Source organism: Neisseria sp. Marseille-Q2251 (assembly GCF_940793045.1).
Classification (GTDB): domain Bacteria; phylum Pseudomonadota; class Gammaproteobacteria; order Burkholderiales; family Neisseriaceae; genus Neisseria.
In genome coordinates this window covers 131,440-149,201 of record NZ_CALNWV010000003.1, presented here as the reverse complement: position 1 = coordinate 149,201, position 17,762 = coordinate 131,440, and the positions used below count along the sequence as shown (strand labels likewise).

Genomic DNA, 17,762 nt, shown 5'->3' with positions numbered 1-17,762 from the left:
AGGTGTGCGATGTGCAGCAGGTATTTGAGCGGGTGTTGCGCCCTCAGTGTTTGGACGGTTTGGCTTTGTCCTTTTCGGTCCGCTTTTGGCTGAGGGCTTTTAACTCCTTTAGGTAGGCAACCTCTGCACGCATATAGCACAACTCTTCAATAAGCTCTGCCTGTGTTTTTTCTTGGTCGGGTTTGTCGGCGATGAAGGGGTTTTTGCGGTGTTCGGTCATGGTTTTGGATTGTGGATGTTCGAGTGCGCCGATACCGCCTTCTTGATAGGCGCGTATCCATCGTCTCAGGTGGGTTCGTGAGATGCCGTAGTGGTCTGCAGTACGCTGTTGGCTGCGTATATGCAGGTAGTGGAGTACGGCTTGGTATTTGAAGTGTAATGTATATTTGCTGATAAAAAAACTGCACCTTAGTGGTTGGAGGTGATGTCCAACTTTTGGGGTGCAGTTCAAACTCAAATCCGAGTTTTCAGACGACCTTTTTAATTCCATTCAAACAGCCTTTGCTATAACGGTATTTACTTCACTTATCAAACTTGCCCATAAAACATTTTAAACCTACAATGCCGCTGTTTATCACATCTCCGAGTCCATCATGTTCTTCGTCCTTTCCCCCGCCAAAAACCTCAATGAAAAAGACCCTGCGCACGTCAAAGAATTCACCCAACCGGACCTCTTGGCAGAAGCCGAAATCCTGATGCGCCAACTGCGTGAACTCGCCCCGCAGCAAATCGCCGAGCTGATGCACGTTTCCGACAAAATCGCCCTCTTAAACGCCGAGCGCAACGCCGAATGGCATACACCGTTTACACCAGACAACGCTAAACAGGCAGTCTTTATGTTCAACGGAGACGTTTACGAAGGCATCGCCGCAGACACCCTCAAGCCAGAACAAATCCAATATCTGCAACAACACCTCCGCCTGCTTTCCGGCCTCTACGGCGTTCTTCGCCCGCTGGATTTGATGCAGCCCTACCGTTTGGAAATGGGAACGGCGTTTGCCAACACACGCGGTAAGAACCTGTATGAATTTTGGGGCGACATCATCACCGACCTGTTAAACGACACCCTTGCCCAAGCCGGCAGCGACATATTGATTAACCTCGCTTCGCAAGAATATTTCAAATCCGTCAACACCCAAAAACTCAAAGCCCGCCTGATTACCCCCGTTTTCAAAGACGAAAAAAACGGCAAATACAAAATCATCAGCTTCTACGCCAAACGCGCGCGCGGACTGATGGTACGCTACGCGGCGGAACACAATATCACTGCCCCAGAAATGCTGAAAAATTTCGATTACGAAGGTTACGCATTTAACGCAGCAGCGTCGAATGAGTCCGAATGGGTGTTCATGCGTAAAGAACAAACCAAGTAAAAACAAAAAACTAAATATTCGCCTGCAAATTTCGCTTGGCAAACCCGGCAAATTTCATTATTATTTCAGCTTCAAGAAACGGAAGCGTGGCAGAGCGGTTTAATGCAACGGTCTTGAAAACCGTCGAGGGTTGATAGCCCTCCGTGAGTTCGAATCTCACCGCTTCCGCCATTTCTTGAAAATAGAAAAACCAAATAAAAATGAAGTGAAGCCCAGCCAACAACATTTTTATTTGGTTTTACTTTATTCTACGGAAACGTGGCAGAGAGGCTGAATGCAGCGGACTCGAAATCCGCTGAGGGTGCAAATCCTCCGTGGGTTCGAATCCCACCGTTTCCGCCAAACCGGACAAAAGCTGCTATTTCCATAGCAGCTTTTTTTGAATTTGCCTCCCAAGTATTGGGTATGTATAGTGGATGGATTCAACTTCAAGGGGCATTCAGTTTTCAGACAACCTTGGATTCGGATTTCAAGTACAACACTAGGATATCAGTGGTTGGAACAGATTCAAGAATATAGTGGATTAACTTTAAACCAGTACGGCGTTGCCTCGCCTTGCCGTACTATCTGTACTGTCTGTGGCTTCGTCGCCTTATCCTGATAATTTAATCCACTATAAAACACTTGGCGTTTCGTAACCAAGTGTTTTTCTTGGGCGGATAAGGATGTTAATGTGTTGCATTGCAGGAAAGGCCAGTATGCTACCGCATACTGGCCTTTTTCTGTTATGGAAAGTTGCACTTCAAATCCGAATCCGCCGTCATCTGAAAAGTATCCATTGCTTTTTCAGACGACCTTTTCGTATTGCCGGATAGTTACTGCTCTTCCAAGCGTCCGTCGTGCATCAGCATGACCCGATCGAAACGGCCAGCCAATTCGTCATCATGCGTGACCACAATCAGGCTGGTATTCAACTCGGATTTCAGATCCAGCATCATATCCAGTACATTTTGCGCATTTTTACGGTCCAGATTGCCTGTCGGCTCGTCGGCAAGCAAGCATTTGGGACGTGTTACCAGCGCGCGTGCAATGGCGGCACGTTGGCGTTCACCACCGGAAAGCTCGCTGGGTCGGTGTTGTATGCGCTTTTTCAAACCCGCTTTTTCCAACATTTCAACCGCACGCTGTTCTGCTTCGGCTTTTTTCATCTTACCAATTAAAAGCGGCATCATGACGTTTTCCAAAGCGGAAAACTCAGGCAGCAAATGGTGGAACTGGTACACGAAACCCAAATACTGATTGCGCAGCAGACCCAGTTGTTTCTGTCCCAACTGACTCAAATCCTGCCCCATCAGTACCACGCTGCCGGAAGTCGGCTTATCCAAACCGCCCAAAATGTGCATCAAGGTCGATTTGCCGCTACCGGACGAACCGATAATGCTGACGCTTTGACCTTCGAGCACTTCGAGCCTCAACTGATTCAAAACGTTGACATTCAATTGACCGTCTTTGTAGCTTTTGCTGACATTATCGCATTTCAAAACTACTTTATTCATAGCGCAAAGCCTCCGCCGGTTGGGTTCTTGCAGCACGCCAGCTTGGATAGAGCGTGGCGATAAACGACAAAATCAGGGAAATGCAGGCAATCAGCACAACATCATGAACACTGACGTCACTCGGAATATAATCAATGAAATAAACTTGTGATTTGATGAATTGGAAACCAAACCAACTCTCTAACTGTTTGACAATACTGCCCACGTTCAAAGCCAGCGTGACACCGGTAATCACTCCGGTCAAGGTACCAAAAAAGCCGGCAAATACGCCCTGCACCATAAAAATTTTCATAATACTGCCCGGGGAGACACCCAAAGTCCTCAAAATGGCAATATCGGCTTGTTTTTCCGTAACCGCCATGACCAAAGAAGAAACCAAGTTAAAGGTGGCTACGGCAACAATCAGCAGCAGAATGATGAACATCACCCTTTTCTCCATTTCTACGGCCTCGAAATAACTGCGGTTGGTGTACGTCCAATCGCGCAACCATACTTCTTCTTGCAGATTTTTCGGCAGCAGTGTTTCGGTGAACGACGGCGCATTGATCGGATCGGCAAGTTTCAATCTCAAGCCTGCCGCATTTTCATCTAGACGGTACAAGACTTGGGCATCTTTCATGTGCGTCAATGCTAGAGTAGTGTTCAATTCATGGATTTTGGTTTTGACCAAGCCGACAACTTTAAATTGTTTCAGACGAGGTACAACACCGGCTGGCGTCACGTTGCCTTCAGGCGTAACGACAGTGATTTTTTCACCAACCTTTACATCCAAAGACTCAGCCAAATCCTGTCCCAAAATAATATCAAATTCGCCCGGCTTCAAATCATCAAAACTGCCCACAGGCATTTCTTTACTGTATTCAACGATTTTTTTTTCTTCATCAGGCAAAATCCCGCGGATTTGAACGCCTTGGACCTCACCCGCATTTGCCAGCAATGCCTGTCCGGAAACATAAGGTGCCGACTGAAGCACCTCTTTGCGTCCTTTAATAATCTCGCGCAGGCTCTCCCAGCTTTTACCGTTGCCGTTATCGTAATAACCCATTTCGGCATGAGGAGCCACTTTCAAAAGCTGCCCCCGTATATCTCTCTGAAAGCCCGCCATGACTGACAATACGACAATCAAAGCCATCACACCGAGTGCAATACCCACAATAGAAATGACGGTGATAAACGACATGAAGCCATTGCGTTTTTTTGCCCGCAAATAGCGCAGTCCTATCCAAGTCTCTAAAGAAGCCATTTATATGCCTCATCCGTTTGTCAAAAAACGCCTATTGTACCGTAAAACCGACAGGTCGTCTGAATACGCCGAAACGACCAAGAATAGAGACATCGCAATTTGTAAACCAAAGTCTTCTTATTCAGGGCTACCGTAAAATCGGCCGAAAAACTTGCACAATCATCTATTCGGCCTTATTCTGAAATCGCGGTAAAGTTTACCGCCATCAAAAAGGAAAACCATTAATGAACATCACAAAATTCTTAGCATTATCCGTTGCCGCTGCCGGATTGGCATTCAGTGCAAATGCGTATGCGGCTAAGGAGATTAAAATCAGTTCAAACAATACGTCCTATTCCGCTGCCGACGTGCAAAAACTTGCCGCAACCGCAGTCGGCATGGGTGTTAAAGAACCGGTCAGCCTGACCGCAGGCAGCGGTGTCGTTACCGTGTCCGGCAGCAGCGCCACCAAATGTGCCTTTAAAGTAGGCAGCGGCGACACTCCGCAAATTCAAGGCGTAAGCTGCAAATAAACCGGCTTTGTTTGAAATAAGGTCGTCTGAAACGCGTTTTCAGACGACCTTATTGTTTTATTCCTTGATTGCGCGCCTTTCATAAACGGCCTGCGCCAAAGTCCCTGCATCGACATATTCCAACTCTCCCCCCAAAGGGATGCCTCTGGCAAGACGGCTGACTTTGTATGGAAGGTTTTTAAACAATTCTGCCAACACATACGCCGTCGCATCTCCTTCGGCAGTAAAGTTTGTTGCAATGATGATTTCTTCGACATCAGCGTTCTGCAACCTTACCACCAGTTTGTCCAATGCGATGGCGCTCACATCCATCCCTTGCGCGGGACTGATTTGCCCCATCAGCACAAAATACAAACCGTCATGGCAATTGGCAGTTTCCATATTGGAAACATCTGCCGGCATATGGACGATCATCAGGCGGTGTTTGTCGCGCGATTCGTCAGAACAGATATCACACAAACTTCCTTCGCAAAATGTGTTGCACATCCTGCAATGCTGGACTTGCTTTAAGGCGTATTGCAAAGCATCAACCAACTCCTGCGCCTGCTCCCGCTTGCTTTGCAGCAATTGATGCGCCATGCGCTGCGCGGATTTCGGACCGACATTGGGTAAAATTTTCAAGGCATTAATCAGCCGCGTAAAAGCATCGGGAGCTTTGCTCATGGTATTCAGACGACCTCTAACCGAAAAACAAGGAAAATCGGAATGTGTATAGTAGTGAAATCACTATATATAGTGGATTAACTTTAAATCAGGACAAGGCGACGAAGCCGCAGACAGTACAGATAGTACGGAACCGATTCACTTGGTGCTTCAGCACCTTAGAGAATCGTTCTCTTTGAGCTAAGGCAACGCCGTACTGGTTTAAATTTAATCCACTATATATTGATGGGGCAAGAAAGGCTGATTATATAATGAAAACGGTCGGATTTTCTCCGACCGTTTGATTCTGTTTAAGGCAGACGGGCAATCATGTTTGCCATCATTGCCGCCTACCTGTTCATCACCTGCTTACTCTGCTGAATTATCAACTTTTTGCGCACCTTGCTCGCGCTTGATTTCCTTGCTGAAATAACGCAGCAATGCGTCAAAAATGTTGGCAGACTGCTGTTGTGCCAGCATTTGTTTGGCAGCAGGCACTTGGGAAGCAATATTTTCCGGCGCTGCAATATTTTGTACTTCAACAATTACAGGAGCCGGCATGCCTTCCAGCAGCATGGCGTATGCAGGTTTGCCATTTTGCGGACGGGCTTTGATCAGTTCGTTATACGCTTCGGGTGCCATGGTCCGGCGTGCATCTTGCGCACTCAATTTCGATACTTCCGACCATTTCAAGTCAACTGCCTTGCCTGCCTTCAAAGCCTCGATGGCTTCTTTGGCTTTTTTATCGGCCAGTTTTGCGGCTTCACTGCGCAGATAAGCCAAACGCACTTCTTCTTGAACATCAGCGAAAGGTGCGGTTTTTTCTTCCCTGACTTCTTTGACACGAATGACCCAAACCGTATCTTTGTCCATGGAAATCAAATCGGAATTGTGTTTTTTCTTCAACACATCTTCACTGAACGCAGCATTAATCAATGCATCGGGCAAACCTGCTGCTTTACCGTTGGCTTGAGTCAACCAATCTTGATCCAGGCTTTCCAGTTTCAGATTTGTTTTTTTAGCGACATCCACCAGGGAAGTCGGCGTATTAAATGCTTCTTCAGAAAGTTTTTCTTTGGCCGAATTGAATTCGGAAGCAGCTTTTTTCAGCTTCAAATCGGCTTCGATACGGGCTTTTTCATGTTCTAAAGACACTTTGTCTTCGATATTCAAAACTTGGACGATATCGTAGCCGACCGGTGTTTGAACCACATCGCTGATTCCGCCTTTAGGCAGCGAGAACGCCACGTTTTCCAAATCCGCCCCCAAGCCGCCGTCTTTAGACAGATAGCCTAAGTTGCCGCCTTTGGAAGCAGATGCGGTGTCTTTTGAATATTTCTTCGCCAGATCAGCAAAATCGGCCGGTTTGGCTTTCAGCTCTGCCGCAACTTTGTCTGCTTCGGCTTTGATTGCCGCGCGTACCGTTTCATCGGCATCTTGAGGCACCGGGAAGAAGATGTGGGCAATTTCACGGCGGGGCGAAAGATGGGGCGCCTGCTCGTCAAATGCTTTTTTCACTTCGTCTTCGCTGACGGTCTGTTTGTCCGCCAAATCTTTGGCACTCAGGGCAATGTATTCCAATTTCACGCCTTGTGGAATCAGATAATCTTTTTTGTGAGCCTCATAATATGCCTTCAGTGCGGCATCATCGACTTTTACTTGAGAAACAAAGGCTTCAGGATTGAATGTTACCGAACGGATATCGCGGGTCGCCTGAGTCAGCTTAATCAGCTGCTCTGCTTGCGCATCGCTGATAATCGCACCGTTTTGCACCAAATTGATCAAACTTTGCAACGCATACCGTTCGCGGATGTCGGCGACAAACTGGTCTTCCGTCATATGGCGCTGACTCAGGAAGTTTGAAAAGATCTGTTGGCTGAATTTACCGTTTTGATCGTGAAAATTAGGATCGTCCACGATCAGTTGTTTAAGCTGCTCTTGGGAAACTTCCACACCCATCAGCTTGGCACCTTCCTTCAAATAGGCGCGTTGAACCAAAGATTGGAATACTGCTCCCCGCGACGGGCTTTGACCTTGAAGCTGCTCACCTTGCAACTCATTATTCAAAGAATACTCACTGATTTTTTCATCCCCTATTTTGACGATAAAATCAGAGCCGGGCGCAGCAACCGTGCTGACACCGAAGCCGACGAAGGTCAGCGCAATCAGACCCAACAAAATCTGGGCCGGAGTTTTATATTTTTCAACGGTATGGAACATATTATCTGAAGACGTAATGGTTAAAATAGCAAACGCGCATTGTAGCGCGTTTTGCCTTGTTATGCACTCTTGGCAGAACGCCGGTCCGACTTATTTTTCAGACGACCCCATTCCGCCGTATCGTGTTATTTTGAAAAAATTTCTTGGTAGTTTTCTTCGGAAAAGCCGACGAAAAACCGCCCTTCTTTTTCCAAAACCGGCCGCTTGATGATGCTGGGCTGTTCCGCCATCAATCGAACCGCGCCATCGGCGTTAGCCGCAGCGGCTTGGGCTTGCCCATCCAGTTTGCGCCACGTCGTACCGCGTTTGTTCAATAAAACCTCCAGCGGTATCTGCTCCAACCATTTGCTTATCGTGTCAACTTGCGGCGGGCTCTTTTTAAAATCCACAAATTGAAAATCAACGCCATGTTCTTCCAACCATTTGCGGGCTTTTTTCACCGTATCGCAATTGGGAATGCCGTATAACTGAATCATCTTGAAATCACTCTCTATCCTAAAGAAAAAGCGCCGTCATTTTAGCCGATTTTCCTTTTAATCAGAACAAAATGGGTCGTCTGAAACCTTTTCAGACGACCTCTGTACGCTTTTCCTATACTCAACGGCTTTTTTCATCAAGCGTTTGTTCTTATAATATCGAACTATTCCATTGCTACCCGACAAAGGATTCCACATGCAAACCCGCCTGCCATTTTTTGGTGTCGTCCGAGTCAGCGGGGAGGACAGAGCCTCCTTTCTTCACGGCCAATTATCCAACGACATCAACCATCTGAACGAAAACACCGCATGTTATGCCACTTACAACACCCCGAAAGGGCGCGTGTTGGCAAATATGATCGTCCTCAACCGAGGAGAAGACTTGCTGCTGATTATGGCGCAGGATCTGACCGAAGCCATTGTCAAACGGTTGCGCATGTTTGTCCTGAGAGCCAAAGTCATCTTTGAACCGCTGCCCGATTTTGCCGTCGCAGGCGAGCTGGACGAAACTGCCTCACCCTCTCCCGCAGCTGAACCTGCCCTATCCTTTCCTGCCCAAGCAGACGATGGGGTATACACCATTATCCTGCCCCATTCAGGTCGTCTGAAAATCGGCGAAGCCGGGCTTCTGCCCGAATATGACGCGGCAGCCGAAAACGCTTGGAACCTGCACGAAATCCGCAGCGGCTACGCTTGGATTTCGACGGCGACCAAAGAAACTGCCGTTGCCCAAATGCTCAACCAACACATCATCGGCGGCGTACATTTCAAAAAGGGCTGCTATCCGGGACAGGAAATCATCGCCCGCGCCCAATATCGCGGACAAGTCAAACGCGGGCTGGCGGTTTTACGGGGCGATTCGTTGGAAGCCGCAGGCGTTGCCGTTCAAAACGGAGGCGAAGAAGCCGGACAAATCATCAATACCGCGCTGACCGATACCGGCAGCCTGAGTCTTGCGGTTATCAAATTTTCGGCAGCACACGCCGATTTGACCGATGCCGACGGTAATGATTTAAAACAAGAAACTTTATTCTTTACAGTGGATGCTTGACGCGCAGCGATCGGTCAATCCTCCATCTTATAGTGGATTAAATTTAAATCAGGACAAGGCGACGAAGCCGCAGACAGTACAGATAGTACGGCAAGGTAAGGTAACGCTGTACTGGTTTAAAGTTAATCCACTAAAAAAGGTCGTCTGAAAACGCAACATAGACAATCCCGGCGTTTTCAGACGACCTTTTTCAATCCATCCTTATTTCTGCCAATACGTTTTCACGTTCACAAATTCATACAACCCGAATTCAGACAATTCCCGTCCGTAACCGGAAGCCTTGACGCCGCCAAAGGGAAGGCGCAGGTCGCTGCTGGTGTGGCGGTTGATAAACACCGAGCCTGCTTGGATTTTTTCGGCAAATGCCCAAGCGCGGCGGGTATCGGCGGTATAAATGCTGGCGCCCAATCCGTAGGGCGTATCGTTGGCAAGGGCGACGGCGTGTTCCTCGTCCTTTGCCCGCAAAATCATGGCAACCGGCCCGAAAACCTCTTCATTCCAAACGCGGCAGTCAGGATTCACTTTGTCCAATACGGTGGCGGGGTAAAACCAGCCCTTTCCTTCGGGAATGAAACCGCCCGTCAGAACCTGCGCACCGTGTGCGACTGCGTCCTGTACCTGAGCGTGTACGTTTGCGCGCAAGTCTTCGCGGTGCAGCGGGGCGAGTGTGGTCGCAGGGTCTTTGGGATCGCCTGTTTGCAATTTGGCGCATTCGGCAAGGAACAGGGGGATGAAGCGCTCGGCAACGGCTTCGGTTACGACGATTCGTTTGGCTGCGTTGCAAGACTGACCCGCGTCACGGAAACGCGAATAACAAGCTTCGACGGCGGCGCGTTCGAGATCCGCATCGGGCATGACAATGAAGGGGTTGCTGCCGCCGAGTTCGAGGACGGTTTTCTTGAGGTGCATTCCCGCATGGGCGGCGAGCAGGCGGCCGGTCTGTGTCGAGCCGGTAAACGCCATCGCATCGGTGTCTTCAATGGCTTTCAACGTATCGTCGTTGTCCAGCCATGCGCCAATCAACGGAAGGTCGTCTGAAACCAGTTCCAACAGCGCAGCGCTGACCCGCGCAACACTGGGCGCAGGCTTGACGGCACAAGCGTTTCCCGCGCACAGGGCTGGAATGGCAAAACGCAAAACCTGCCAGACAGGATAGTTCCACGGCATGACGGCAAGCACAACGCCCAACGGCTCAAAACGCACCTGACTGAGGCTCGCCTGCGTAGCAATGGTCTTATGCGCCAGCAACTCGGGGGCAAGGCGGACGTAATATCGGATGAGCTCGACGGATTTATCCAGTTCGGCACGGCATTCATGCAGGCAGCGTCCGACTTCTTCGCAAACCATTTCCGCAAGCCGCTCCTTGTTTTGCGCCAAACGCTCGGCAAAAGCTTGCAGCAAAGCAGTCCGCCCGGTTACACCCAACCGCGCAAACGCCTGCTGTCGCACCTTCAACGCTGCCAATTCTTGTGCAAACTCTGCATAACTCTGCGCAGGATGGCGGCAAAGGGTTTCGCCGGTATAGGCGTTGATGCTGTGAAACATGGTTCGGCTCCTTTGTATGTCGGTTTTATTTTAGGTCGTCTGAAAATTAAGACGTTCTTTCAGACGATGTTTGTTCATCAAAGATGGCGCGATTATATAGCAAACTCGGATAGAACATCTCCACACAGTTCTTCTCCTTTTAATTCAGCCTGTTGTTATCCATTTAAAATAATCATAAGTTAGGATCCTAAAATAAAATTACTTGATAAAACTTTTAATTAATTTCTCTATTTTTAGATGATATTCAATCAACTCTTGTTGAGAAAGCTGCTTAGAAAAATTTCCATATTCATGTACACTGATACTAGGATAATAATCTACTGACAAACCATTTATGCATGAGTCAACTGCGATTGAAAAATGCGGTTCATTAAGTCTTTTTCCATTTTTTCTACCATCATCCCTTACTTGTATTCTTACTGGATTTTCATCATCCCTAATATAATTAAATTCATGATAGAATGGTTCTTCATTAAATCTTTCATATGCTTTATAGTCTTTAGAAGAAGTTATTTCTTTTGAACCGTACCTCAAAATCATTTTTTTAAGATACTTAGGATCTAAAAGGCATTCAGAATTTTTCTGAATCGAAATAGTGTCTATCATCGGCAGACCATCCTTCAATGCCTTAACAAATTTATCTTTATTCTTCCGATTAAAAGGCTCTAAAATCCAAGAATCTCCTTTGCGTTTGGCATGGACGTAAATATCAAACCTACCGCCCTTATAGATTTTTTCCTCATCCGACATCCATCTTGTTGCCGAATTTCGGGACGAACCTGCCAAATAACCGTAAGGTACGCTCAGCAACGTCCCATCCAAATCAATTTTAATATTTCTTTCAAAGCCTGTTATGGGTATCTGATTGTCCATTTCTACTTCTTCCTTATTTTCTGAAGATGGATAACAAGCTGCCAAAGCGAATGAACCCAAAACTGCTATTAGAGCTGATAGCTTCTTCAATACCCTATCTTTTCCACATTCCACTTTTACTCTTCCTGTAACAGATTTCTGATTAATCAGACCAGCTGAAATACAATCCATTATCAATTTCTGATTCCTGTAGAAATACCATATTCTCATAAACCAGCAATTTATTTCAGATAAATGGTATTTAACTTAAGCAAACGTATCATTACAACTGAAAATACAACAAAAGGTCGTCTGAAAATATTTAGACGACCTTTTGTTGTATTTTCAAAAACCCTGATGTAAGGACCGAGAACTACTCAATTCGTCTGAAACTGAAGTTCTGCGTCGCAAGCCAGCACACGCCTGAGCCGATGCAGACCATAATCGCGCCCTGCCAAAACTGTACAGACAGGGGCGCATTGAGCAGGACGGAGGAAATGAGAGCAGAAAAAATGGGAATGAAATAGGAAGCGCCTGCCAAGACGGTCATATTGCCGCATGAAATGCCGATGTTCCAAACCGCATAGCCCAAGCCCATGCAGGCTGCGGCGGCAACGGCATAAAGTATGGCGCCGGTATCGAAATGAAGGCTGCCGTAGCCGCCTGCGAAATATTTTGCCCACAGGATGCAGGAGACGAGGAGGAAGAAAAAACCGACGGCATTGCCCTGCGCTTTGGTTCTGGCGGTCAGGGTGCAGTATGCCGCCCAAAACAGCGCGTCCAACAATGCCATGATGTAACTGAGCGGATTGGTTCGGACGTTGCCGATAATCTCGGGCAAAGAAAATCCACCGTCACCGCCTAAAACGGTGGCAATGCCTATAAACGAAAGGGTAAAGCCTATGCCTATCCACCATTTTGCGGGCTGCTTGTTAAACCAAACTGCACCGATGATGGTAAACGTCGGCCAAAGATAATTGACCATACCGACTTCGACCGCTTGGCGTGCGTTGTCGGCAAAACCGATGGAAAGAGACAGGCACAATTCGCAGCCGACGAAAAAAATGCTTGCCCAAAAAAGGTAGCTGCGGCTGAACTGCCGCAGATTCGGTAATCCGAAAATAGCCAAGAGCAACAAAGTGGAAAGGCTGTACATCACCGCCGCGCCGCCGACCGCCCCCATGTGCAGGCTCAAGGCGCGTATCAACCCGACGACGGAACTCCAAAAGGCTACGGCAAGCAGACCTATGGATGTGGCTTGATTGGGGGTAAATGCGTGTTGGAGCAGACGGTTCATGATGTGTTGTGTTGGGATTTGTTTTATTGTGTAATTTTTTGATATTTTACGCCTCCTGTTTGCATAATCAAGAGGAAAGGTCGTCTGAAAACCGATATCAACCCTATCTCCCTCTCCCAATCCAGAATATAACGAAATCGCATTAAATTAAAACCAAGCATTCTTTCCGTTTTTCAGACGACCTGTTTACAGTATCGCCACTGTTTTCAGAAAAATCACCATTCAACCAAACAATTAAAGCCGCGCAGGCAAACGCTCTGCCTCAAGCAGCCGTCCGCACAAAGGAACCGATATGACCCCAGCCAACCCGCTTCCCGCCGAACTTTCCGCACAACTCGCCGCCCTCTCGCCTACACAGCTCGCTTGGCTTTCCGGCTACTGCTGGGCGCAAAGTCAAGGGGCGGCGGGCGGTTTGAGTGTTTCCGCCGCTCCCGCCGTTGCAGCCCCCGTGCGACGCGTGTTGGTCTTATCCGCCTCGCAAACGGGCAATGCGCGCGGCGTTGCCGAATCTTTACACGCCAAACTCAAAAACGCCGGCGTAGAAGCCGTATTGAGCAGCGCGGGGGACTTCAAAAGCAAAACCCTGCCCGATGAAGACATCGTGTTATTGGTAACATCCACGCAAGGCGAGGGCGAACCGCCCGAAGAAGCCCTGCCGCTGTATAAATTCGTCTTCGGCAAAAAAGCCCCCGATTTGGGCAAACTCACTTTTGCCGTTTTAGGTTTGGGCGATTCTTCCTATCCCAATTTCTGCCAAGCGGGCAAAGACTTTGACGCCAAATTCGCCGAACTGGGCGCACGTCGTCTGAACGATTTGGGCATCTGCGATTTAGAGTTCCAAAGTGCCGCCGACGCGTGGATAGAAGCCGTCGTCCCCCTAGTTGCCGAGTTTGCCGCGCAAACCGCCGCAGCATCCGTTGCAACATCTGCTACCCCTCAAACCGCCGGCACTGTCTATACCAAAGACAAACCCTATACCGCCACCCTGTCCGTCCGCCAAAAAATCACGTCCCGTTCCGCCGAGAAAGATGTGGAACACATCGAAATCGACCTGTCCGGCTCCGGCCTGCACTATCAGGCAGGCGACGCATTGGGCGTACTCCCGCTCAACGCTCCCGCTTTGGTTCAAGAAATCCTTGATTTGCACCAATTAAGCGGCGAAGAAAAAATCCGCCTTTCAGACGACCTCGAAACCGACATCCGCACCGCCCTGACCGAGTCCGCCGACATCACGCAAAACACGCCGGCACTCGTGCAGCAATACGCCGAATTGTCCGGTAGCGAAGAACTCAAAACCACAGCCGCCGACAAAACCCGATTGGACGCCTACCTCGCCGCCACCCCGCCCGTCGGCGTCTTTGCCGCCCATCCCCATCCGTTGGACGCGCAAACCCTGTTCCAACTGTTCCGCCCCCAAACCCCGCGCCTTTACTCCATCGCCTCCGCGCAAGACGAAGTCGGCGAAGAAGTCCACCTGACCGTCGGCGTCGTCCGCTTCGAACACCACGGCAACACCTACACCGGCGCAGCCTCAGGCTATCTGGGCGAACGTCTTGAAGAAGGCGGCGAAGTACGCGTCTTCGTCGAACCCAATCCCAATTTTCGACTGCCCGCCGACGGCAACACCCCCGTCATCATGATAGGCGCAGGCACAGGCATCGCCCCCTTCCGCGCCTTCATGCAACAACGCGCCGCCAACGGCGACAACGGCAAAAACTGGCTCATCTTCGGCAACCAACGCCTCGCCGACGACTTCCTCTACCAGCTTGAATGGAGCGATTACCGCAAAGACGGCACCCTCACACGCGCCGACTTGGCATGGAGCAGACAAGGCGAACACAAAGTCTATGTCCAACACAAAATTGCCGAACACGCCGCCGAAGTCTGGAACTGGCTGCAACAAGGCGCACACCTCTACGTCTGCGGCGACGCCACCCGCATGGCACGCGACGTAGAAACCGCCCTGCTCGACGTCATCGAAACCCAAGGCAAACTCAGCCGTGACGATGCCGAAGACTATCTCAACGAAATGCGCGAAGACAAACGCTACCAACGCGACGTTTATTGATACCGCCCCAAACAAAAGGTCGTCTGAAAAGCCCAAATCGGGTTTTCAGACGACCTTTCGCATCATCAAGCCATTTATAGTGGATTAAATTTAAATCAGGGCAAGGCGAGGTAACGCCGTCCTGGTTTAAAGTTACCACTATATCTCGCTAAACAAAGCAAACCATTCAGACACACCTTCCACCGCTTATCCCATTTTCTTTACCCATTATCTCAACCCAGCTAACATACAAAATTCATTGTCATTTCCACCCAACATAAAACCCGATTTATTTGTTACAAACCGCATCAGGAGATGATGAACATCGAAAAAGCATAAAGAATGTTATCAATAATGAAGACATTCAATAGAAAGCTGACTGTATTAGCGGGTTTGCTGGTTATAGCGGCATGTAGCAATCAGCCGAATTTGACGCAAGATAGAATGCAAGATGCAGAAGCCGTTAAAACTGCAGCTACCCCGAATTTTGAATGTCATCCTTCCGAGTATAAATTCAATACCCTTGGAGAGCTGCCTCAGCCCCCATCTGCGGCAACAGTGTTGAGCATATCAGCTGTACAGGAGTTTGATGCGCCTTTTAGAAATATTCATCGCCTCCCCATACCTATGAACAAAACACTGATTGTTACTAAATTACAGGAGTTAGGTTTTCGAGAAGATGATAATGATGAAGTAAAAACAGAAAAAGGGAAAAATTTATATACCTATGAAGTTTTAGGTCATGAAGATTCTGCTTTATATATATCATTGAAAGACTTTATCGAACCTTATTGCGCATATCGAACAGAAGTTCATTTAAATGAATCAGGTCGTACCATCAATGGCGTAGAAATATTGATTGGAAACGATGGACTTATCTTGAAAGACGCCACCATCCCCGATTTAGTCATCTCTACCATTGATCATAAACACAAGCCTGAAAACCTGTTTAAAGACCTGTTGGACAAACATATCCAAAACATCGAAGCCTTTAAACAGCAACAGCCGCTTAATGAAGAGCTGATCAGCACGCGTACTGTATACGATGGCATTACCTATGAAATCAACTCATTTGGTGGAGGTAGGAGAACAATACTACAAATCTATCGATATAAAACCTGAAAGAAAGCCCATAACTAATTACAACAAAGACCAAATAAAGAAAGTAAAATCATGGAGATAGTCAATAGAAAGCTGATGGTATTGGCTGGTTTGCTGGTTATGGCAGCATGTAGTAATCAACCAAACTTGACCCAAGATGGAAAGCAGGATGCAGAAGCCGTTAAAACCGCAGCGACCCCGCATTTTGAATGTCATCCTTCCGAGTATAAGTTTCATACGCCTCCTCGGCTCCTGCCTGCAGACCCTGCGGCATACCCGCGCTATGAACCTACTCATTTCGAGGCAGTTAAACGCCTGCCTATCCCCATGAACAAAGAACTAATTGTTCCCAAATTGCAAGAGTTAGGCTTTATCGAAAACAGCAATAATGAAATCGTTGAAAAAAATTTCGGGAAACAAAATATGTATAGAGCCGCTGACTATCATGCCAATCTTTTTTCTGTATCTATAGTTTTAAAAGACTTTGTCAAATTGGGATGTCCGTATAGTGTCAACATATATCATGTCAATAACAAGGTAGACGGTGTGGATGCTGTGATTGGAAACGATGGACTTATCTTGAAAGACACCACTATCCCCGATTTAATCATTTCCACCATCAACCATAAAAACAAACCGGACAACCTGTTTCAAGACTTGCTGGACAAACATATCCAAAACATCGAAGCCTTTAAACAGAAACAGCCGCTTAATGAAGAGCTGATCAGTACACGCGCCGTGTATGATGGCATTACCTATGAAATCAATTCTTTCAAGGGCGGCAGGTCAACCAATCTGCAAATCTATCGATATAAAGACAAGTCAAACAAAAAATCTCATTAAAACACAGGAGCCAACCGCTCATAACACAGGTCGTCTGAAAACCTCAAACCGACAATATTGCAAACACGGCAATCGGTTTCGCAATGCCAAACCTGTGTTTTCAGACGACCCGTCCATATGCCGCAGCCTCTCAAAATCGGGTATGATTCCCCCTTTCAAATCAGGAGCCTGACTATGCAGACGCAAGCCGTTATCCGCCATATTGCCGACTGGCTGAAAAACTATGCCGCCGCCGCACACGCCAAGGGGTTTGTCGTCGGCGTTTCCGGCGGTATCGATTCCGCAGTCGTTTCCGCCATCGCGGCACGGACGGAGCTGAAGGTTCTGCTGCTTGAAATGCCCATCCGCCAAAAAGCCGACCAAGTCAGCCGCGCGCAAGAACACATTCGCCGGTTGGAACAGGCGTTTCCCAACGTCAGCGGGATGCGCGTGAATTTGACGCCGACTTTCGATACCTTTGCCGCCGATGTCGAAGTCGATGAAACCGAGTTCCCCGCCAAACAGCTCGCGCTTGCCAACGCCCGCAGCCGCCTGCGGATGCTGACGCTTTATTATTACGGTCAGCTAAACGGTTTGCTGGTTACCGGTACGGGCAACAAAATCGAAGATTTCGGCGTGGGTTTCTTCACCAAATACGGCGACGGCGGCGTGGACATCAGTCCGATTGCCGATTTGACCAAAACGCAGATTTATCAAATTGCCGCCGAACTGAACATCGCCGAGTCCATCCAAAAAGCCGTGCCGACCGACGGGCTTTGGGATACCGAACGCACAGACGAAGAACAGATGGGCGCAAGCTATCCCGAACTCGAATGGGCGATGAGCGTTTACGGTACGCGCCGTCCCGAAGATTTTGAAGGCAGGCAGCGCGAAGTCTTGGAAATCTACACCCGCCTGCACAAAGCCATGCAACACAAAGTCAATCCGATTCCCGTCTGCAACATTCCCGAAGAGATGCTGAAATAAACAAGGGGTCGTCTGAAAACGGTTTTCAGACGACCTTTTCAAAACAAAGAGGGTTGAAATCGTCAAACATTGCTCCAAAATATCGAATGTGCTTACAG

General features: G+C 48.3%; 16 protein-coding genes, 2 tRNA genes and 1 pseudogene. 10 read left to right on the top strand and 9 right to left on the bottom strand.

Features of this window, described 5'->3' with window-relative positions:
* Positions 1-43 precede the first annotated feature (43 nt).
* Entirely contained in the window at positions 44-490 is a 447-nt protein-coding gene (locus AAG834_RS02680) for a helix-turn-helix domain-containing protein (protein WP_342031162.1), read from the bottom strand.
* A gap of 103 nt (positions 491-593) precedes the next feature.
* Between AAG834_RS02680 and yaaA the strand changes: the two genes are divergently transcribed.
* The 3 genes from yaaA (at position 594) to AAG834_RS02665 (ending at position 1,715) form a co-directional block, all read left to right on the top strand.
* On the top strand, positions 594-1,373 hold the full coding sequence (gene yaaA, locus AAG834_RS02675; RefSeq protein WP_070512141.1) for a peroxide stress protein YaaA: 780 nt from the start codon (positions 594-596) through the stop codon (positions 1,371-1,373).
* Between the two features lie 80 nt (positions 1,374-1,453).
* Positions 1,454-1,544, top strand: a tRNA-Ser gene (locus tag AAG834_RS02670).
* A gap of 81 nt (positions 1,545-1,625) precedes the next feature.
* Positions 1,626-1,715 (top strand) — tRNA-Ser (locus AAG834_RS02665).
* Positions 1,716-2,188: 473 nt separating this feature from the next.
* On the opposite strand, the gene lolD is transcribed toward AAG834_RS02665, so the two are convergent.
* Together lolD and AAG834_RS02655 are read right to left on the bottom strand one after the other, a co-directional pair.
* A complete protein-coding gene (lolD, locus tag AAG834_RS02660) occupies positions 2,189-2,869 on the bottom strand; it encodes a lipoprotein-releasing ABC transporter ATP-binding protein LolD (RefSeq protein WP_070512138.1) in 681 nt (226 codons plus the stop codon).
* Positions 2,862-4,112 (bottom strand): lipoprotein-releasing ABC transporter permease subunit, encoded by a 1,251-nt coding sequence (locus AAG834_RS02655; RefSeq protein ID WP_070512136.1) that lies wholly within the window; start codon positions 4,110-4,112, stop codon positions 2,862-2,864. Before AAG834_RS02655 ends, lolD begins: the two co-directional genes overlap by 8 nt.
* A gap of 224 nt (positions 4,113-4,336) precedes the next feature.
* Between AAG834_RS02655 and AAG834_RS02650 the strand changes: the two genes are divergently transcribed.
* Positions 4,337-4,624, top strand: coding sequence for a hypothetical protein (locus tag AAG834_RS02650; RefSeq protein ID WP_003760695.1), 288 nt, complete (start codon positions 4,337-4,339; stop codon positions 4,622-4,624).
* 57 nt (positions 4,625-4,681) lie between these two features.
* Here the strand turns inward: AAG834_RS02650 and recR are convergent, their stop codons facing one another.
* The gene (recR, locus tag AAG834_RS02645; RefSeq protein ID WP_342031161.1) at positions 4,682-5,287 is read right to left on the bottom strand and encodes a recombination mediator RecR; all 606 of its coding nucleotides are present in this window, start codon (positions 5,285-5,287) and stop codon (positions 4,682-4,684) included.
* 10 nt (positions 5,288-5,297) lie between these two features.
* On the opposite strand from recR, the pseudogene AAG834_RS02640 reads away from it, so the two are divergent.
* Positions 5,298-5,421 (top strand): annotated as a pseudogene (locus AAG834_RS02640) (IS5/IS1182 family transposase); the annotation flags it as partial.
* A 214-nt stretch (positions 5,422-5,635) separates the two neighbouring features.
* Here the strand turns inward: AAG834_RS02640 and AAG834_RS02635 are convergent.
* Both AAG834_RS02635 and AAG834_RS02630 read right to left on the bottom strand, forming a co-directional pair.
* Positions 5,636-7,486 carry a SurA N-terminal domain-containing protein gene (locus AAG834_RS02635; RefSeq protein WP_342031160.1) on the bottom strand — a complete coding sequence of 617 codons (1,851 nt, stop codon included), beginning with the start codon at positions 7,484-7,486 and terminating at the stop codon, positions 5,636-5,638.
* Between the two features lie 125 nt (positions 7,487-7,611).
* The gene (locus tag AAG834_RS02630; protein ID WP_342031159.1) at positions 7,612-7,962 is read right to left on the bottom strand and encodes an ArsC family reductase; all 351 of its coding nucleotides are present in this window, start codon (positions 7,960-7,962) and stop codon (positions 7,612-7,614) included.
* 196 nt (positions 7,963-8,158) lie between these two features.
* On the opposite strand from AAG834_RS02630, the gene ygfZ reads away from it, so the two are divergent.
* Positions 8,159-9,013 (top strand): CAF17-like 4Fe-4S cluster assembly/insertion protein YgfZ, encoded by an 855-nt coding sequence (gene ygfZ, locus AAG834_RS02625; protein WP_342031158.1) that lies wholly within the window; start codon positions 8,159-8,161, stop codon positions 9,011-9,013.
* A 201-nt stretch (positions 9,014-9,214) separates the two neighbouring features.
* Here the strand turns inward: ygfZ and AAG834_RS02620 are convergent, their stop codons facing one another.
* From AAG834_RS02620 to yddG, 3 genes are all read right to left on the bottom strand, one after another.
* Positions 9,215-10,558, bottom strand: coding sequence for an aldehyde dehydrogenase family protein (locus tag AAG834_RS02620; protein WP_342031157.1), 1,344 nt, complete (start codon positions 10,556-10,558; stop codon positions 9,215-9,217).
* Positions 10,559-10,756: 198 nt separating this feature from the next.
* Positions 10,757-11,602: an RTX iron-regulated FrpC family protein gene (locus tag AAG834_RS02615; protein ID WP_342031156.1), complete on the bottom strand. Its 846-nt coding sequence runs from the start codon at positions 11,600-11,602 to the stop codon at positions 10,757-10,759.
* Between the two features lie 181 nt (positions 11,603-11,783).
* Positions 11,784-12,707 (bottom strand): aromatic amino acid DMT transporter YddG, encoded by a 924-nt coding sequence (yddG, locus tag AAG834_RS02610; RefSeq protein WP_342031155.1) that lies wholly within the window; start codon positions 12,705-12,707, stop codon positions 11,784-11,786.
* Positions 12,708-12,999: 292 nt separating this feature from the next.
* On the opposite strand from yddG, the gene AAG834_RS02605 reads away from it, so the two are divergent.
* The 4 genes from AAG834_RS02605 to nadE all read left to right on the top strand — a co-directional run bounded on the left by AAG834_RS02605 (position 13,000) and on the right by nadE (position 17,664).
* Positions 13,000-14,775 carry an assimilatory sulfite reductase (NADPH) flavoprotein subunit gene (locus AAG834_RS02605; protein ID WP_342031154.1) on the top strand — a complete coding sequence of 592 codons (1,776 nt, stop codon included), beginning with the start codon at positions 13,000-13,002 and terminating at the stop codon, positions 14,773-14,775.
* Between the two features lie 333 nt (positions 14,776-15,108).
* Positions 15,109-15,876, top strand: a complete 768-nt coding sequence (locus AAG834_RS02600) for a hypothetical protein (protein ID WP_342031153.1) — start codon at positions 15,109-15,111, stop codon at positions 15,874-15,876.
* A 51-nt stretch (positions 15,877-15,927) separates the two neighbouring features.
* Positions 15,928-16,698, top strand: a complete 771-nt coding sequence (locus AAG834_RS02595; protein ID WP_342031152.1) for a hypothetical protein — start codon at positions 15,928-15,930, stop codon at positions 16,696-16,698.
* 174 nt (positions 16,699-16,872) lie between these two features.
* Positions 16,873-17,664 (top strand): NAD(+) synthase, encoded by a 792-nt coding sequence (gene nadE / locus AAG834_RS02590; RefSeq protein WP_342031151.1) that lies wholly within the window; start codon positions 16,873-16,875, stop codon positions 17,662-17,664.
* Positions 17,665-17,762 lie beyond the last annotated feature (98 nt).

What these genes read in the sequence shown, in the direction of transcription:
- AAG834_RS02680 (WP_342031162.1), bottom strand. Translation starts at nt 490, where the DNA reads ATGGAATTAAAAAGGTCGTCTGAAAACTCGGATTTGAGTTTGAACTGC.
- yaaA (WP_070512141.1), top strand. Translation starts at nt 594, where the DNA reads ATGTTCTTCGTCCTTTCCCCCGCCAAAAACCTCAATGAAAAAGACCCT.
- lolD (WP_070512138.1), bottom strand. Translation starts at nt 2,869, where the DNA reads ATGAATAAAGTAGTTTTGAAATGCGATAATGTCAGCAAAAGCTACAAA.
- AAG834_RS02655 (WP_070512136.1), bottom strand. Translation starts at nt 4,112, where the DNA reads ATGGCTTCTTTAGAGACTTGGATAGGACTGCGCTATTTGCGGGCAAAA.
- AAG834_RS02650 (WP_003760695.1), top strand. Translation starts at nt 4,337, where the DNA reads ATGAACATCACAAAATTCTTAGCATTATCCGTTGCCGCTGCCGGATTG.
- recR (WP_342031161.1), bottom strand. Translation starts at nt 5,287, where the DNA reads ATGAGCAAAGCTCCCGATGCTTTTACGCGGCTGATTAATGCCTTGAAA.
- AAG834_RS02635 (WP_342031160.1), bottom strand. Translation starts at nt 7,486, where the DNA reads ATGTTCCATACCGTTGAAAAATATAAAACTCCGGCCCAGATTTTGTTG.
- AAG834_RS02630 (WP_342031159.1), bottom strand. Translation starts at nt 7,962, where the DNA reads ATGATTCAGTTATACGGCATTCCCAATTGCGATACGGTGAAAAAAGCC.
- ygfZ (WP_342031158.1), top strand. Translation starts at nt 8,159, where the DNA reads ATGCAAACCCGCCTGCCATTTTTTGGTGTCGTCCGAGTCAGCGGGGAG.
- AAG834_RS02620 (WP_342031157.1), bottom strand. Translation starts at nt 10,558, where the DNA reads ATGTTTCACAGCATCAACGCCTATACCGGCGAAACCCTTTGCCGCCAT.
- AAG834_RS02615 (WP_342031156.1), bottom strand. Translation starts at nt 11,602, where the DNA reads ATGGATTGTATTTCAGCTGGTCTGATTAATCAGAAATCTGTTACAGGA.
- yddG (WP_342031155.1), bottom strand. Translation starts at nt 12,707, where the DNA reads ATGAACCGTCTGCTCCAACACGCATTTACCCCCAATCAAGCCACATCC.
- AAG834_RS02605 (WP_342031154.1), top strand. Translation starts at nt 13,000, where the DNA reads ATGACCCCAGCCAACCCGCTTCCCGCCGAACTTTCCGCACAACTCGCC.
- AAG834_RS02600 (WP_342031153.1), top strand. Translation starts at nt 15,109, where the DNA reads ATGAAGACATTCAATAGAAAGCTGACTGTATTAGCGGGTTTGCTGGTT.
- AAG834_RS02595 (WP_342031152.1), top strand. Translation starts at nt 15,928, where the DNA reads ATGGAGATAGTCAATAGAAAGCTGATGGTATTGGCTGGTTTGCTGGTT.
- nadE (WP_342031151.1), top strand. Translation starts at nt 16,873, where the DNA reads ATGCAGACGCAAGCCGTTATCCGCCATATTGCCGACTGGCTGAAAAAC.